Source organism: uncultured Ruegeria sp. (genome assembly GCF_947500045.1).
GTDB lineage: Bacteria > Pseudomonadota > Alphaproteobacteria > Rhodobacterales > Rhodobacteraceae > Ruegeria.
This window is the reverse complement of record NZ_CANMQQ010000012.1, coordinates 104,596-121,421: the sequence shown is the minus strand read 5'-3', so window position 1 is coordinate 121,421 and position 16,826 is coordinate 104,596. Positions and strand designations below refer to the sequence as shown.

The following is a 16,826-nucleotide window of genomic DNA, read 5'->3' as shown; positions in this document are numbered from 1 at the left end:
TAATGACCCGCCGCTTCGATTACTTCATCGTTCTCGCCGATATGCGCACCGGGTCAAACCTGCTGGAATCACAGTTGAACACGCTGGACGGGGTCACATGTTATGGTGAGGCGTTTAATCCCTATTTCGTCGGGCTGCCGAAACTGGAAGAGGTTCTGGGTTTTTCGCTGGAAGATCGTGAACGAGACCCGCTGGCCCTGATCGACGCGATCCGAAACGCACCGGGCGAAATGAACGGCTTTCGCTTCTTTAGCGACCACGATGCACGAGCGCTGACACCTGCGCTTGATGATCCACGTTGCGCCAAGATCATTTTGATGCGCAATCCGCTGGACAGTTACATTTCCTGGAAAATCGCTTTGGAAACAAAGCAATGGAGGCTGGTAAATATCAAGCAGCGGCGCGATGCACAGGTGACGTTCGACGCCGACGAATTCGCCGATCAGCTTGATCAGCGAAAGGCGTTTCAGCAGACCGTTCTCAAACACCTGCAAACAACCGGACAGGCCCCATTCTATATCGACTATGACGATCTGAATGATCTTGAAGTACTGAATGGCCTGGCCGCATGGCTGGGCGTTGGTTCCCGTCTTGATGAGCTGAACCAGCACCTCAAGCGCCAGAATCCGGCACCAGCCCAGTCAAAAGTGACCAACCCGGACGAGATGGAGCGCGCCCTGTCGCAATATGACCGGTTCAAACTGCACAACATTCCGAACTTTGAACCACGCCGTGGACCGTCCGTATCGCGCTATGTGGGCGCATTGCATACGCCTCTGATGTACCTCCCGGTACGCGGCGGGCCCGAAGCAGAGATCATACAGTGGCTTGCCGATCTCGACGGGGTGAACCCCGGCGACCTGATTACTGGCCGCAACCAGAAACAGACGCGCCAATGGATGCAATCCCATCCGGGGCATCGCAAGTTTACGGTGCTGCGCCATCCGCTGGCCCGCGCGCATGCGGTATTCTGCAATCGTATCCTCCATACCGGGCCCGGCGCATATGTGACCATCCGCAACATGCTGAGCAGGCGATATAAAGTGCCGCTTCCAGCCAAAGGGGATCTGGGCACCTATACGCTTGATCAGCATTACGAAGCCTTTTCCGCGTATCTGCGCATGCTGCGCAGTATTCTGGCAGGTCAGACGCCGATCCGTGTCGATGGGGAATGGTGCGGGCAGGCACAAACGCTGGAAGGTATGTCCAGTTTCACAACTCCTGATCTGATCCTGCGCGAGGATGAGTTAGCTGCCGCCTTACCCGAGTTGGCCCGCAAAGTGGGCCACAAGGCCCCGCCGATGCCGGTCAAAGCAAAACCGGACGCACCTTTTTCGCTGGAGCAGATTTACGACGCGCAGTTGGAAGCGCTGACAACCGAAGCTTATCAGCGCGACTACGTATTGTATGGATTTGGTAACTGGAAGCCGCTCTGAACCACGTTTAGGGGCGCAGGGTTATGACGGTACCTTCATTCACCATGGCGTAGATCTCTTCGATCTCTTCATTTTTGACCGCAATGCAGCCTGCCGTCCAATCTGGGGTCTTCTTCGCCCGCTTGAATTCGGACCGCAGGTTGGGTTGTCCATGAATGAAAATATCGCCCCCCGGATCCACGCCTGCTGCCTTGGCTTTCGCCCTGTCTTCCGAATTTGGATAAGAGATACCCAACGACAGATGATACCGGCTGCGCGGATTACGGCGGTCGATCAGATAAGTGCCCTCGGGCGTGCGGCCATCACCTTTTTTGGTTTTCGTGCCGTCGGGCGCAAACCCCAGCTCGACATCGTATTCCCGCAAAATCTGTTCGTTATGAAGAAGATACAATTTACGCGAGCCTTTGTTGATGACCAATGAGGTCACCTCGGGCCCGCGGTAAGAAAGGAATTTGGGTTTGGCTGAGGCACATGCCGAAAGGCTCAGCGTAGCCACCGCCCCCAATCCAAATGCTCGACGATCCATTGTTTTCACTGCCTGCTGCTCTTTTTATTGGTTATTACTATGCCAGAATTGCGCAAAAATTAAATCACTTTTTGATGTTCGCTTGCCCGATCAGGCGTTGCTCGATCGCTTGCAGCCGTTCCAGCACCTCGTCGCGATAGGCGTCGGTTTTAACCTCATCCTCAGCATGGTGCGCGTCTTGCATCGAGTTCACGATCAAGCCAACCAGCAAGTTCACCACCGCAAATGTGGTCACCATGATGAAGGGCACAAAGAACAACCAGGCGTAGGGGTAAATCTCCATCACCGGGCGGACGATGCCCATGGACCAGCTTTCCAATGTCATGATCTGGAAGAGTGTGTAGGCCGAGAGGCCCAAATCACCAAACCAGTCGGGGAAGGTGGTCGAAAACAGTTTGGTCGAGATTACGGCTCCGATATAGAACAGGATTGCCATCAACAGGAACACGCTGGCCATGCCCGGCAGGGCCGAGATGAAACCTTCAACCACACGGCGCAGACGCGGCGCGACCGAGATGACGCGCAGAACCCGCAGGATACGCAGGGCTCGTAGCACAGACAAACCAGCGCCCCCGGGTACCAGCGCAATGCCGACGATGATGAAATCGAAGATATTCCAACCATTGGTGAAGAACCTGCGCCCGGTGGCGACCAGCTTCATCCCGATCTCAGCGACGAAAATTGCAAGGCAAATGCTGTCGAGCGTCACGATCAGCGGTCCCGCAGCCTCCATCAGCGTGGGCGAGGTCTCCATCCCAAGCAATACTGCATTGAAGATAATGACACCGGTTATGAACCGTCCAAAGGCCGGAGCTTCGATCATTGTCAGCAGGCGTTGGGTTTTCCCCATGCGGATGGTCCTTGTGTCAGAGCTTTGGGTTCAGGGTGAACCGGGCGGCAAGTTCGGTGTGTGACGACCATCGAAATTGGTCAACCACCTGCACCCATTCAAGGGTATATCCGGCGTTAACCAATATTTTTGCGTCGCGGGCAAAGGTCACCGGGTTGCACGAGACATAAGCGATCACCAGACGCCGGGCCTGCGCCAGTTCAGCGACCTGCGCCTCGGCGCCAGCGCGCGGCGGATCAAGCACGGCGGCATCGAATTTCTTCAGCTCATCAGGCATGAGGGGGCGGCGGAACAGGTCCCGCGCTTCAGTCGTGACCTGTTTCAGACCTTGCGCCTTACGCCAGCCCTGATCCATGGCTTTGGTCATTTCGGCCTCACCTTCGACCGCGTGCACTTCGGCCGATTGCGCCAGAGGAAGAGAGAAAGTTCCGCAGCCCGCAAACAGGTCGACAATCCGCTTGGCACCCTGCGTTGCCTCGGTAATCGCCCGTAATAGAGCCTGTTCTCCGTCCTTCGTGGCTTGTAGGAACGCTCCGGGCGGTGGGACGACGCCGACGGGTCCAAAGTGCTGGACCGGTGGCGTGCGCATGGCGATGACCTCATCATCCCAACTGAGCCGGGCGAGGCCGTGATGCTCAGTGGCTTGCGCCAATGCCATCTCCAATGGGCCATCCAGCGGCTTGCCCCCTTTGACCGCCACATCCAGTCCGCCTTCGGACAGGGTTAGCGTCACGGCCAGCACGCCTTTTCGGCTGCCTCCCAATAGGGCAAGTGCCTCGGCCACCGGGATGGCGCGGGTCAAAGAGGGGTGCAACAGATGGCAATCGGGGATTTCTGTGATCGTGTCCGAGGCACGTCCATGGAACCCAGCCAAAGTACCCTTTTTCGTACGACGCACGGCAATCGTGGCTCGGCGGCGTGAGTATTCAGGTGAGGTGTGAATGGGCCGCATCGGGGCATCGAGCCCCTGCGCGGCCAGCGCGTTGCGCACCACTTCAACCTTCCAATCAGCGACGAATTCATCGGCTGCGTGCTGCAATTGGCAACCACCACAGGCCTTGTAATGACGACAAGGGACTTTCACCCGCTGATCCGACGGGGTTTCGACACGGATATCAGCCAGTACCTGCCCGTTTAGCGTGCCGCTGACCACCTCACCCGGTAGGGTACGGGGGACATAGATCGGGCCATCGGCGATCCCGTCGCCCTGATGACCAAGACGAATTATGGTGTGCTGCTGCGTCATGGGGGCCTGATACCTAGGGTTTGGGCGCAACAAAACCCCTTATTCTGCCGCCTCCGCCTGAATGAACCCACCGGATTGGCGATGCCAGAACCGGGCGTAGAGCCCGCCACGTTCCAACAGAACCTCATGCGTGCCGCTTTCCACGATATGTCCGTGGTCCAGGACAATGATCCGGTCCATCTCGCTGAGCGTGGACAGGCGATGGGCGATGGCCAGAACGGTCTTGCCCTGCATCACCCGGTGCAATGCGGTTTGGATCGACGCCTCGACCTCGGAATCCAGCGCCGACGTCGCCTCATCCAGCACAAGGATGGGCGCGTCCTTCAGGATGGCGCGAGCCAAAGCGATCCTTTGACGCTGTCCACCGCTGAGTTTCACACCCCGTTCACCCAGATGCGCATCATAGCCCTTGCGCCCCTGCGCATCCTCAAGGCCAAGGATGAATTCGTGTGCTTCGGCCTTGGTCGCAGCCTCGATCAGGTCTGACTCGGACGCGGCAGGGCGGCCATAAAGGATGTTCTCTCGTGCCGAGCGGTTGAACATCGCGGTTTCCTGCGTGACCATCCCGATCTGCCGGCGCAGGCTGTCTTGCGTCACCTGCGATACGTCCTGGCCATCGATACAGATTGCGCCTTTTTCCCCGTCATAGAGCCTTAGAAGCAGTGACACCAAGGTCGACTTCCCCGCGCCGGATGCCCCAACGACACCCAGCTTCTCACCCGGCGAAGCGGTGAAATGCAGGTCGGAGACGCCCCCGATATCACGCCCATAGGCAAAGCTGACATGTTCAAACGCGATCTCACCCTCTGAAACCACCAGCGTGGAGGCATTTGGTGCGTCCTCAACCCGGTCGCGCTTGGCCAAGGTCTGCATCCCGTTCTCGATCTCACCGATATTTGCGTACAGACCCATCAGCGTGAAGCTGACCCAGCCGGTCATTTGCGATATGCGGATCGCGACGGCCCCCGCCGCCACAATATCTCCGGCAGTCGCGCTGCCCGCTTGCCACAGCCACAACGTCGCCCCAATCAGCAGGACCGGCAAAATCCCTGCCAGCGTCATCAAAACGAAGCGGAAGCTGGCCGAGAGCTTGCCAAATTCCAACGACCGTTCGCGCAGGTCGACCATTGAATTGCGCGCGGAGTGATCTTCAGCCTCGGAATGGGCAAACAACTTTACAGTCTTGATGTTTGTGATCGTGTCGACCACTTGCCCCGACACCATCGCACGCGCCCCGGCACGTGAGGCAGAACGGGCGCGGATGCGCGGCAGGTACCAACGCACAAGCAGAAAATAGACGGCAAGCCAAACGACAAACGGGGCCGTCACAAGTGGATGAATAGAGCCTAACAAAAGCAAAGATCCCGCAAGCGAGGCCATGGCGAAGACAATCGCACTGATCGTTTCGGACACCACCTGCGTCATGGCGTTCGACGTCTGCATTTGCTTCTGAGCGATCCGGCCCGCAAAATCGTCATCGAAATAGGTCACCGATTGACCCAGCGTCCAACGGTTCAACTTGGCTAGAACCAACGGTGTGATGTTGGGCATGACGATGTAGTTGTTAGCGACCGATGACAGTCCAAACAACGCGGGTCGCAGCAACATAAAGAACGCAACAGAGCCCAGAATGATCGTGAGATTACCACCAGATAGAAACGCCTCCGGTCCGCTGGTCGTGGCCAGATCAATGACACGGCCCAAAACCCAGGCGGTACCCGCCTCCATTGCACCCGCAATTGCTGAGAACGCTGCTGCAACAAACAGCATCGGCCAGGCGCCCGACAGGCTCCAGCGTATGAACGCCCCCAATGTTTGCGGCGGGGGCGTTTCGATGTTTTTGAACGGTTGGATGAGGTCGGCAATCCTCATTCAGCGGCCTCCGGGTTCAGGAAGCCCCCAGATTGCCGCGCCCAGAACTGGGCGTAAAGCCCCCCTTGAGCCAACAGATCGGAATGGCCGCCCTGTTCGACGATCCGACCGCCATCCATGACCAGTATACGATCCATCTGGGCGATAGTGCTGAGCCTGTGTGCGATGGCGATCACGGATTTACCTTGCATCATACCGTAGAGTGTTTCCTGAATCGAAGCTTCGACCTCGGAATCTAGGGCGGATGTGGCCTCATCCAACAGCAAAATCGGGGCGTCCTTCAAAATCACCCGCGCAAGGGTGATCCGTTGCCGCTGACCTCCGGACAATTTCACACCACGTTCACCCACATGCGCATCATAGCCGGTGCGCCCTTTCGGGTCTTGCAGGTCCAGAATGAACTCATGCGCTTCGGCTTGTCTTGCAGCATCTATCATCTGCGCCTCGGTTGCATCGGGGCGACCATAGAGAATGTTGTCACGTACCGAACGGTGCAACAACGCACTGTCCTGCTGGACCATCCCGATATGGCAGCGCAGACTGTCTTGCGTCACCTTGGCGATATCCTGCCCATCGATCAAAATTGCACCTTGTTCAATATCGTAGAACCGCAAAAGCAGCTTTACTAGGGTCGATTTACCCGCGCCCGAACGCCCGATCAGGCCGATTTTTTCACCCGGTTTGATCGTCAGGTTAACGTGATCCAGCCCGCCAGTTTCACGGCCATAGTGGTGCGACAAATCGCGGATATCGATCTGACCCCGTTCCAGCTGCAGGGGTTTGGCATCTGGCGCATCTAACAGTCCAACAGGCTGCGCGATCGTTTGCATCCCTTCGGCGACGATCCCAAGCTCTCGGAAAAAGCTCGTCAGGGCCCACATGATCCACCCTGTCATTGAATTCAGCCGAAGGGTCAATGCAGTCGCCGCTGCCACTACACCAACCGAGGCGCTGCCCTGCGCCCACAGCAGCATGGCCCAGCCGACGACCCCTACGATCAACAGGCCGTTCAGAGTGACCAGAACAGCATCCATGATGGTGAAAATCCGCATCTCGGTCTGGAATGTACGGCGGGTTTCTTCGATCGCTTCGCGGGCATAGTCCAGTTCTTGCGTATTATGCGCGAACATCTTGACCGAGTGAATATTGGTATAGCTGTCGACCACCCGCCCCGTCACAGTCGAACGCGCGTCCGAAGCCGCCTGCGACGCAGGTCCGACGCGTTTGACTGTCCAGGCGATCAAAGCCGCGTAAAAAACGAGCCAGATCAGCAACGGCAAAAGCAGACGCGCATCGGCTGCGATCAGCAGAATGGCCGCGCCGATCATATAGGCTAGCGCGAACGAGATCGCGTCGAAGACCTGAAACACCACCTCACCCGCGGCAGGCGGGGTCTGCATGATGCGGTTCGCGATGCGTCCGGCAAAGTCGTTTTCGAACCAGCCAACGGATTGACGCAAAACGTGTTTATGCGCTCGCCACCGGATTAGCGTGCCAAAGTTCGGCAGAATCGCATTGTTCAGCAACAGCACGTCGACGACATGCAAAAGCGGCCTCAGAACCAGCACGAACAAGGCAATCAACATCAGTTCGGTTCCGTAGGTCTGCCACAGCTCGGCCGGTGCGCTGCTCAGCAGATCGACGATACGGCCCATATAGTAGATCAAGCCGATCTCAACCGCCGCCACAACGATCGAAATCAGCGCTGTCCACGCAAATACGCGAAAAAACGGGCGTGAATATTCCAGCATGAAGGGCCACAGCCGCGTCGGCGGCGTGTCAACTTCTTCATAGGTGGCAAAAGGGTCTACAAGGTTTTCGAAATAGCGAAACATGGAGGATGCTCCAACTGAGCAGATAACAGGTCATGCGAAGAAAGATGGCGCCAGAACACCACCCTTACGGGTCAAAGCGTTCCGGGTTTTAGCCGAACCAGATCCCGTAATACATTCGCATTCCTCCGTCCTTCATGAGTTAGCCGCACCCTGCCAAAAGAAATCTGATTTGTCATCCCCTTTTGAGACTTCAGTTCATTCAGCCAGCAATTCTGCGCGGCTGAGTGCGAAATCCGAGGCGATCCAGCGCGCCTCAAGCTCGGCCAGTTTGGCACCCAGCGCGGGGCCCGAGAAGGCAGGGATCAGGTCGACCGCCTTGATCGGGAAACTCGCAGCAGCCCCTTGTTCCAAGGCCTGGCTCAGCCCTTGTGTCCAGGGCTGTTCGTGAAATGCACAGCGCAGAAGTGTCTCGTGCAGGCCGCCCTCAGACCCGTAGCGATAACCAAGCTCGGCAACGCTGGTGGTTGCCATTGCTTCTTCGCGCATGCGGGTCAGGCGCTGCAGTTGCGCCCGACTAAGTCGCAGGGGCTTGGCCACCTCGGGCGATGCAATCGCAGCTAAACGGCGAATCGCTTCGGGTACGGCGTGGGCGTCTTGTTCCAGCTTGGTCAGGATCGCCAGAGCCCGGTCATCAGCACCGGGCAGCAGTCGCGCCAGAACACCGGTGCTGCCCATAATCGCGACCGAGGGTGCCGGATCCGGTGCGGCCAGAAGCTTTAGCATTTCGGCCCCGACCCTTTCGCGCGAAAGCGTCTCTAACCCGTCCAGATTCGTAGCAATTGCAGACAGCGCATCGGCATCGAATCCTGCGTTCGCATCCCCGTACCAAGCGTGAAACCTGAAATACCTCAGCGACCTTAGGTAATCCTCGCGAATGCGATCATTGGCTTCGCCGATGAATCGCACCCGTCTCGCTTGCAGGTCATGCAGCCCATTTAGCGGGTCGATAATCGTGCCATCAGGTCGGGCGTAAAGCGCGTTCATGGTGAAATCGCGGCGCGCGGCGTCTTCTTCAACCTTGTCGGAAAAGGCCACGACGGCGCGCCGACCGTCTGTTTCGACATCACGGCGAAACGTAGTGACCTCATGCGGAATGCCTTTGCTGACCACAGTCACAGTGCCATGGTCGATCCCCGTCGGGATCGGTTTCAGCCCGGCTGCCTGCGCCAGCTCCATAACCCGATCAGGCTTTGAATCCGTGGCGATGTCGATGTCTGAAACCGGGGCCTGCAACAACGCATTGCGCACACAGCCACCCACAAAAAACGCCTGCGCCCCGCCATCAGTCAAGGCGGTGCAGACATCCTGCGTGGCCTGTTTGGTAATCCAGTCTTCCGTGATCCGCTTCATTCGCCCATCCGCGCCGCCAACCCTCGCAGCATCCGTGCCGTCGCGCCCCAGATGTAATAGGGGCCATAAGGCACAGCGTAGTAATATCGTCTTTGGCCACGCCAACGGCGCGACTCGACGACATAATTCTCTGGGTTCAGGACATGCGCAAGCGGAACCGAAAAGACCTCGTCCACTTCACCGGGTTCAGCGATAGGTTCAAAGATGGAATCAAGGACCGCAACAACGGGCGTGACTGAAAAGGACGTCACAGTTTCATGGATAGGCAGGTGGCCTAGAATACGCGGCATCTCGGGCGGAAGGCCGATCTCTTCCCGCGCCTCGCGCAAGGCTGTCGCGGTGACATCGGCGTCGCCTTCATCCTGCTTTCCACCGGGAAAGGCGATCTGCCCCGGATGATGTTTCAACGCCGAAGAGCGTTTGGTCAGGATCAGCCGTGGCGTGTCTGCGACCACAGAAACAGGCACTAACACACCCGCAGGGCGCAATTTTCGCCCCTCGGGCAACACCGTCTCTGGGTTCAGATCAAAGTCACTGGACCCAGAGCCGTCGCGGCCAAGCGCCGCCAAAAGGTCTGAGATCAGATCACGCGCCATCCGGACCTTCGGCTTCGAACCCAACGGTCGTTGGGTCCAGCACATAATGCGCACCACAGAACTGGCAATCGGCAGTGACAGTGCCTTCGTCCGTGGTCATCGTCGCGATATCCTGCGCCGAATAGATCGACAGGCTTTGGCGCACGCGATCCTCGGAACAGGTGCAACCAAATTTCACCTGTTGCGCGTCGTAAACACGGGGTTGTTCCTCGTGAAACAGGCGCACCAGCAGGTCAGTCGGGGCAATTGACGGCCCGATCAGCTCAAGATCGTCGACGGTATCAAGCAGGATGTTGACGCGGCCCCAGTTCTCACTTTCTTCACCATCCACCAGATCGGCGGCTGTCAGAACCTCTCCACTGCCTTCTCCGGATGCGGCGAAGGGGGATGCCTTTGGCATGTGCTGCAACATGATCCCGCCCGCACGCCAGTGTTCACCAACACCGGGCTCGGTCGATTTGCCGAAGCTTAGCGAGAATCGGGTCGGCAACTGCTCGGACTGTGCAAAATAGGCGTCAGCACAGGCGCTCAGCGATCCTCCGGCAAGCGGGGTGATACCCTGATAAGGCTGCGTGCCTTCGCCTTGATCGATCATGATGGCGAAATACCCCTCACCCACTTGATCAAAGGGGGCGGCATCGGTCAGCCGGTCGCGATCAAAACTGGCATAAGCCCGGATTTGCGCGGGCTCGCCTTCCTTCTGCGGCGCATAATAGTCAGTTGCGATCATCCGCATCGCACCCTTGGATTGAACCTGCAAGGACAGCTTCCAGCGCAGCGATACCGTCTGACCGATCAATGCAGTCAGCAAGGCCATCTCGGCCACCAGCGCCTCGACCACCTCGGGGTAGTCATGCTGTTTCAGGATGCCGCCTAGCACGCCATCCAGCCGGGCCATGCGGCCACGCATGTCCGGTACATCAAGTTGAAAGGGCAGGACGGTATCGTCCCACGCGATTTTGGTTCCAAGAGACATGAGGGTTTCCTTACACGCCACGGGTTGGCATACCGCCACCATATAGGTCGAACAATTTTTGTTGAAAGGGGCCATACATGATCAGGCGCTTCGGTGAAAGCCCCGAAGCCGGGCGAACATATACCCGGCGTATCGGCGTTTATTCCCTGCTGCCGCAAGGCAACCGATTGCTGCTGACTTGTCAAACTGAACCCGGCCCTGATTTGCAACTGCCCGGCGGTGGTATCGATCCCGGAGAATCGCCGATCACCGCGCTCCACCGTGAGGTCTATGAGGAAACCGGCTGGCTGATCGCAGCCCCCCGACGCGTGGGTGCGTTTCTCCGCTTTACCTATATGCCGGAATACGACCTCTGGGCCGAAAAGGTTTGCCTGATCTACCGTGCCCGTCCCGTCCGCCGTCTGGGCCCCCCGACCGAGGCGTTTCACGAGGCACTGTGGATGGAGGCCACCGATGCCGTGCATCTGTTGGGCAATGAAGGCGACAGCCATTTCGCCCAGCGCCACCTGCAAGGGCTTTAGTCCCCGTAATATTCGAAAAACACGGCCGAAACGTCATCGGCCATGCCACTGTCTGGCGACATCACCTGGGTGAGGCGCCAGAACATGTCATCTAGAAATTCTGGCCCTCCGTGATCTGCGGCACACTCAACAGCCATCGCCTTTAGCCCGTCATCATCCAGCAAACTGCCATCGGCCAACTGGCATTCGGTAAACCCGTCCGAGTGCAGGAACAGCTTGTCGCCCGGCTGCAAATAGAATTCCGTCTGCTGGAACTGTGCCTCTGGCAGCAGGCCAATCGGCAACCCGCCTTCACCCAGAAACTCGGTTTGACCATCACGTCGCAGCAGCAATGGATGTGGATGACCGGCCTGCACCATCTTCAAGTGCCCATTGCGAAGATCAACAATGGCATAGACCATTGTGAAATACTCTTCGATTCCGGCATCGGCCATCAGGCGCGAATTTAGCAGCGCCGCGACCTCTTCTGGTGGCAAAAGGGCAAAGAACTTGTTGAACCGGCGCTCCATCGCGATGTTCTGATCGAAATGCGTGCTGGACAGATATCCACCCAAGCGGGCGGTCATCATCGCAGATGTTATACCGTGGCCCGAGACATCGATACTGTAGAACCCCAGCCGATTGACCCCGGGTGAAAACATACCCACGAGATCGCCGCCTATATGCCCACAAGGTTTGAGCAGTAGGCTGACTTGCGATTTGCCGAATGTCCGTTTCAATTCAGGAACCAGAGATTCCTGTATTTTTCGTGCCTGCATCAGGTCTTTGTCGATCGCATCATGTGCAAGCTTCAACTCGTTCAAAGCCGTCTCGATCAATTGGTTTTTCCGGGACAGTTCGCGCTGCATGTCCAAAATCCTTGCCCCCGCCGAAATTCGCGCACGCAGCTCATCCGCTTCAAGTGGTTTGATCAGAAAATCATCCGCACCGGCATCCAGGCCGCGCGCAACCTCCTGTTTTTCGCTCTTTGAGGTCAGAAGGATAAAATAGCTGTACTGCTCACCCTCCAGATCTCGGAAGGCATGACAGAACTCAAGCCCATCCATGCCCGGCATGATCCAATCACTGAGCACCAAATCAGGTGGATCTGTTGTGCAAAGCTCTATCGCTGCTTCACCACTGTCCGCCTCAAGAACCTCGAACCCCCATTTTTTCAGAGAAGCCACCAGAATGCGCCGCTGCAGACGGCTATCATCCACAACAAGAACTTTGCGGATCGCGCCAAAATCCAGCTCGACCCGGGCCTCTACATGACTGGCTTCCGGCACCATAAAGCCCCTGCACTTGATCAACTCTCTACGTGTCGCAACGCTAATGGCGCCAGCTTAACATCCCGTGAAAAACCCAGAGGTCGCTGCTTAATCCCCTGTTTACCCGTGGTGAGTTATCAATGTGCAACCGCATGAGGGTTGCATGATTCAGTGGTCCAGAGTCAGACAGTTGCGCGATGAAGTCGGCGCAGATGAATTCGACGAAGTGGTCGAGATATTTCTTGAAGAAGTTCAGGAGGTTCTCATCAAGCTGCGCAACGATACGGACCGATCCGAGATCGAACAGAATCTCCATTTTCTAAAAGGTAGCGCGCTGAGCCTTGGCTTCGACAGCTTCTCGAAACTGTGCCAGGATGGCGAGCGCAACGCTGCCGCAGGTGAAACTGATGCTGTCGACTTGCCCGCGATATTCACAGCCTATGACGAGTCCAGATCGCTGTTTCAGACCGGCCTCGCTGAGAACCTGCGCTAAATTACAAACTGCACAAGCGTCTCATCTTCGGTAATGTCAGTATAGGTAAAGCCAGCGTCGTCCAGATGTGCAAACAAGCGCATGAAATTCTCGGGCTTGCGGGTTTCGATCCCGATCAGGACCGAACCGAAATTGCGCGCCGATTTCTTCAAGTATTCGAACCGCGCAATATCATCTTCGGGGCCGAGGATATTCAGGAATTCCTTGAGGGCACCCGGGCGTTGCGGCAGGCGTAAGATAAAGTATTTCTTCACTCCTGAATAACGCTGCGCGCGTTCCTTGACCTCGGGCAGACGTTCGAAATCGAAGTTCCCACCCGATGTGACGCAGACAACGGTCTTGCCGCGCACAAAACTTTGTACATCGCCTATCGCCTCGACCGCCAGCGCGCCGGCGGGCTCAAGAACAATGCCCTCGACATTCAGCATCTCAATCATCGTGGCGCAGATACGGTCTTCGGCCAATGTCAGCACATCGGAAAGGTGGCGCGACTTCAACAGCTCGAACGGTTTTTCGCCAATCCGGCCTACGGCTGCCCCATCAACGAATGTGTCAACGTGATCCAACGAAACCGGGTGCCCCGCGGCCAATGCCGCCCGCAAGCACGCACCACCCGCCGGTTCCACAAAAAGACAATGTGAGCGATCCCCGAACCATGTTGCAACACCCGAGGACATGCCGCCGCCGCCAACGGGCAGAACAACCTGGTCCGGCACGCGACCCAGTTGCGCTTCGATCTCCACCGCCAAAGAGGCCTGCCCTTCGATCACGTCTTCATCGTCGAATGGAGACAGGAAATGCCCACCTTGCGCAGAGCACCAGCTTTGCGCGGCCGCTAGTGTGTGGTCGAAATAGTCGCCGGTCAGATGGATCTCGATATTGTCGCCGCCGAAAATGCGGGTTTTCTGGATTTTTTGCTGCGGTGTTGTCACGGGCATGAAGATCACGCCCCGCACGTCCAGATGCTTGCACATATAGGCCACGCCCTGCGCGTGGTTGCCCGCACTGGCGCAGACGAACAGCTCTTGCCCCTGCTGCTTGCGCATGGCGTTGAACGCGCCCCGGATCTTGTAGGATCGCACCGGGCTGAGGTCTTCACGCTTGAGCCAGATATCTGCCCCATAGCGCTCAGATAGATGCGCATTCCGCTGCAACGGGGTTGCCGGGAAAACAGAGCGCATCGCCTGTTCGGCGGCGCGGGCACGGGTCATGAAATCACTCATGCCGGTTTCCCTGCCCCATCACCGATGAAAGGGCAAGGAATACATATGTGTACGTAGCTTAAGTTAGCGCGCGCTTCTCAACGAAGACGCCATACATTGTGGTAAAGATGCTGACACTGATCATCGGCAAAACAAGCGTGCCTAAGAACACAGTCAGCAAGACTCCCAATACTGGTATGATTGCCAGCATTGTGAACACCAACTGCACCAGAACCTGGAACAGAAATGCCACGACTAGTAGCAGCAGAATTGATCCACCAACGCCGGTTGTGTTGTTCCAAGCTTCGCTGAGCGAGATAGGGTTTCCTATCGCTGCCGCCGGCAGGATAATTGACAGGCGGTAGAAGCATATGACCAGAAAAATAGTGTAGATAATCATCAGAATAACCGAGATCCCTGCGAGACCCTCACCCAATACAGCAAAGACCAAAACCATCGGGATATACGCGATCATCACCAAAATCCCCAGCATAAGAATACGCCCGAAATAAGCGAGGATCCTGTCAAAACGGAATGTCGGAAGAATTCCTGTGGGATACTCCTCTAACAGGATGAAGCGGTGCCACGACACTGCAATCCAGAACATCGTGATGAATATCACCACCAGCAAAACGCATATAAAGATAAAGAATGAGACCGCGGACACACCCGGTGGTAACCCCTCTACGCTTTCATCAAACGTCTCAAGCGGAATACCAAGTGCCAAAACCAGACCCACGATAACCGCTGTCGCTATCACTGCGGGGCCAACGGTAATCTGCAGAACTTGCTTCAGGTTTCCAAACACCATCCGCACCGAATGCACAAAAATCTGCCATCCCAACATAATAAAACCGCCCTCTCAACCAATCCTTGTTCTCTTTCCCACCGTTTCACCTCAATTCCTGCCCTGCGTCAATCCTCACAACTTGCCCCCGCGTCCAAAACCCGCTAGGGGCCAATCGTCTTACGAATAAGGGGAAGTCAGATGTCCGCGCCCAAGAAAGTTGTTCTGGCCTATTCCGGTGGCCTTGATACCTCGATCATCTTGAAATGGTTGCAGACCGAGTATGGGTGTGAGGTCGTGACCTTCACCGCCGATCTGGGTCAGGGTGAAGAGCTGGAGCCCGCCCGCAAGAAGGCCGAACTGCTGGGGATCAAGCCCGAAAACATCTATATCGAAGACATCCGCGAAGAGTTCGTTCGCGATTTCGTTTTTCCTATGTTCCGCGCCAATGCGGTCTATGAGGGGCTGTACCTGTTGGGTACATCGATCGCCCGCCCGCTGATCTCGAAGCGTTTGGTTGAGATTGCCGAAGCGACCGGTGCTGATGCTGTCGCCCATGGCGCGACCGGCAAGGGCAACGATCAGGTGCGGTTCGAACTGGCCGCTTACGCGCTGAACCCCGACATCAAGGTGATTGCGCCCTGGCGCGAATGGGACCTGACCAGCCGGACACGTCTGCTGGAATTTGCCGAAGCGAACCAGATCCCGATTGCCAAGGACAAACGCGGTGAGGCACCCTTCTCGGTCGATGCCAACCTGCTGCACACCTCGTCCGAAGGCAAAGTTCTGGAAGACCCCGCCGATATGGCGCCCGATTACGTGTACCAGCGCACCGTCCACCCAGAGGACGCGCCGAATGAGCCTGAATTTATCGAAATCGGCTTTGAGAAAGGCGACGCCGTCAGCATCAATGGTGAGGCGATGAGCCCAGCCACCATCCTGACCAAACTGAACGAATATGGCGGCAAGCACGGTATTGGCCGTCTGGACCTGGTCGAAGGCCGCTTCGTTGGTATGAAGTCGCGCGGTATCTATGAAACACCCGGCGGCACTATCCTGTTGGAAGCACACCGTGGCATCGAATCCATCACCATGGACCGTGGCGCGATGCATCTGAAAGACCAGCTGATGCCACAATATGCCGAGCTGATCTATAATGGCTTCTGGTACTCACCCGAGCGCGAGATGCTGCAGGCCGCGATTGACAAATCTCAGGACCATGTCACCGGCACCGTCCGCGTGAAACTGTACAAAGGTTTGGCCTCGACCGTTGGCCGCTGGTCGGATCATTCGCTGTACTCTGAGGCGCATGTAACCTTCGAGGAAGACGCCGGTGCCTACGATCAGAAAGACGCGGCAGGCTTCATCCAGTTGAACGCGCTGCGCCTTAAGCTGCTGGCCGCACGTGACAAACGGCTGAGCAAGTAAGCGCCTTCCTTCTATAAAATAACCCCGGTGTCCCTCCAGGCGCCGGGGTTTTTCTTTGCACGGTTCCCGTTTGGTCAGGCTTGCCCGGCGCAACAATTTTTCTTTACGCATACGTCAGTCAGTAAAGGACAGAATATGCTGCAAGACATCGCCGACGGAATTCAGAAGGGCCTGAAAGACAAAGATTTTGACGGGTCGCTTAAGTTCGATTGCGGTGATGACGGTGTAATTGTGCTGGCCGACAATTCCGCCACAACCGATGATCGCGAGACCGATTGCACCATCCGTATTTCCCGCGAGAATCTGACCAAGCTGTTGACTGGCAAACTGAACCCGGTGACCGGTGTTGCGCTGGGCAAGCTGAAGATCTCGGGCAATATGGGTGTGGCGATGAAGCTGGGACAACTGCTGGGCTAGACGATAAACTCGTCTCACCAGCGTGTGACAAATCATGTCAG

General features: G+C 56.9%; 16 protein-coding genes. 5 read left to right on the top strand and 11 right to left on the bottom strand.

Annotated features, from left to right (window positions below; genetic code table 11):
- Positions 1–2: 2 nt before the first annotated feature.
- Entirely contained in the window at positions 3–1,436 is a 1,434-nt protein-coding gene (locus Q1B46_RS17955; protein WP_299950147.1) for a nodulation protein NodH, read from the top strand.
- Between the two features lie 7 nt (positions 1,437–1,443).
- Here Q1B46_RS17955 and Q1B46_RS17950 read toward each other — a convergent pair whose 3' ends face one another.
- The 8 genes from Q1B46_RS17950 to Q1B46_RS17915 form a co-directional block, all read right to left on the bottom strand.
- Complete coding sequence (locus tag Q1B46_RS17950) at positions 1,444–1,962, bottom strand: L,D-transpeptidase family protein (protein ID WP_299661345.1); 519 nt, start codon at positions 1,960–1,962, stop codon at positions 1,444–1,446.
- A 64-nt stretch (positions 1,963–2,026) separates the two neighbouring features.
- On the bottom strand, positions 2,027–2,812 hold the full coding sequence (locus Q1B46_RS17945) for an ion transporter (protein ID WP_299950145.1): 786 nt from the start codon (positions 2,810–2,812) through the stop codon (positions 2,027–2,029).
- Positions 2,813–2,828: 16 nt separating this feature from the next.
- Positions 2,829–4,058 (bottom strand): class I SAM-dependent RNA methyltransferase, encoded by a 1,230-nt coding sequence (locus Q1B46_RS17940; protein WP_299950143.1) that lies wholly within the window; start codon positions 4,056–4,058, stop codon positions 2,829–2,831.
- Between the two features lie 39 nt (positions 4,059–4,097).
- A complete protein-coding gene (locus Q1B46_RS17935; protein WP_299950141.1) occupies positions 4,098–5,930 on the bottom strand; it encodes an ABC transporter ATP-binding protein in 1,833 nt (610 codons plus the stop codon).
- Positions 5,927–7,765: an ABC transporter ATP-binding protein gene (locus tag Q1B46_RS17930; RefSeq protein WP_299950139.1), complete on the bottom strand. Its 1,839-nt coding sequence runs from the start codon at positions 7,763–7,765 to the stop codon at positions 5,927–5,929. The genes Q1B46_RS17935 and Q1B46_RS17930 overlap by 4 nt, the downstream gene beginning before the upstream one ends.
- A 195-nt stretch (positions 7,766–7,960) precedes the next feature.
- On the bottom strand, positions 7,961–9,115 hold the full coding sequence (locus tag Q1B46_RS17925; RefSeq protein WP_299950137.1) for a CCA tRNA nucleotidyltransferase: 1,155 nt from the start codon (positions 9,113–9,115) through the stop codon (positions 7,961–7,963).
- On the bottom strand, positions 9,112–9,711 hold the full coding sequence (locus Q1B46_RS17920; protein ID WP_299950135.1) for a CoA pyrophosphatase: 600 nt from the start codon (positions 9,709–9,711) through the stop codon (positions 9,112–9,114). The genes Q1B46_RS17925 and Q1B46_RS17920 overlap by 4 nt, the downstream gene beginning before the upstream one ends.
- Positions 9,701–10,687, bottom strand: coding sequence for an Hsp33 family molecular chaperone HslO (locus tag Q1B46_RS17915; protein WP_299950133.1), 987 nt, complete (start codon positions 10,685–10,687; stop codon positions 9,701–9,703). The genes Q1B46_RS17920 and Q1B46_RS17915 overlap by 11 nt, the downstream gene beginning before the upstream one ends.
- 77 nt (positions 10,688–10,764) lie before the next feature.
- Here Q1B46_RS17915 and Q1B46_RS17910 point away from each other — a divergent pair, with 77 nt between their 5' ends.
- Entirely contained in the window at positions 10,765–11,208 is a 444-nt protein-coding gene (locus Q1B46_RS17910; protein ID WP_299950131.1) for an NUDIX hydrolase, read from the top strand.
- Here the strand turns inward: Q1B46_RS17910 and Q1B46_RS17905 are convergent.
- The gene (locus Q1B46_RS17905; protein ID WP_299950129.1) at positions 11,205–12,479 is read right to left on the bottom strand and encodes a PP2C family protein-serine/threonine phosphatase; all 1,275 of its coding nucleotides are present in this window, start codon (positions 12,477–12,479) and stop codon (positions 11,205–11,207) included. The two genes, Q1B46_RS17910 and Q1B46_RS17905, sit on opposite strands and share 4 nt — an antisense overlap.
- Before the next feature lie 142 nt (positions 12,480–12,621).
- On the opposite strand from Q1B46_RS17905, the gene Q1B46_RS17900 reads away from it, so the two are divergent.
- On the top strand, positions 12,622–12,951 hold the full coding sequence (locus Q1B46_RS17900) for an Hpt domain-containing protein (RefSeq protein WP_299950127.1): 330 nt from the start codon (positions 12,622–12,624) through the stop codon (positions 12,949–12,951).
- Here the strand turns inward: Q1B46_RS17900 and ilvA are convergent.
- Together ilvA and Q1B46_RS17890 are read right to left on the bottom strand one after the other, a co-directional pair.
- On the bottom strand, positions 12,948–14,174 hold the full coding sequence (gene ilvA / locus Q1B46_RS17895) for a threonine ammonia-lyase IlvA (protein WP_299950125.1): 1,227 nt from the start codon (positions 14,172–14,174) through the stop codon (positions 12,948–12,950). The genes Q1B46_RS17900 and ilvA overlap by 4 nt on opposite strands.
- Positions 14,175–14,232: 58 nt before the next feature.
- Positions 14,233–15,000 (bottom strand): hypothetical protein, encoded by a 768-nt coding sequence (locus tag Q1B46_RS17890; RefSeq protein ID WP_299950123.1) that lies wholly within the window; start codon positions 14,998–15,000, stop codon positions 14,233–14,235.
- Positions 15,001–15,141: 141 nt separating this feature from the next.
- On the opposite strand from Q1B46_RS17890, the gene Q1B46_RS17885 reads away from it, so the two are divergent.
- Positions 15,142–16,368 carry an argininosuccinate synthase gene (locus tag Q1B46_RS17885; RefSeq protein WP_299661316.1) on the top strand — a complete coding sequence of 409 codons (1,227 nt, stop codon included), beginning with the start codon at positions 15,142–15,144 and terminating at the stop codon, positions 16,366–16,368.
- A 135-nt stretch (positions 16,369–16,503) separates the two neighbouring features.
- A complete protein-coding gene (locus Q1B46_RS17880; protein WP_299950121.1) occupies positions 16,504–16,785 on the top strand; it encodes an SCP2 sterol-binding domain-containing protein in 282 nt (93 codons plus the stop codon).
- The last annotated feature ends 41 nt before the right edge of the window (positions 16,786–16,826 follow it).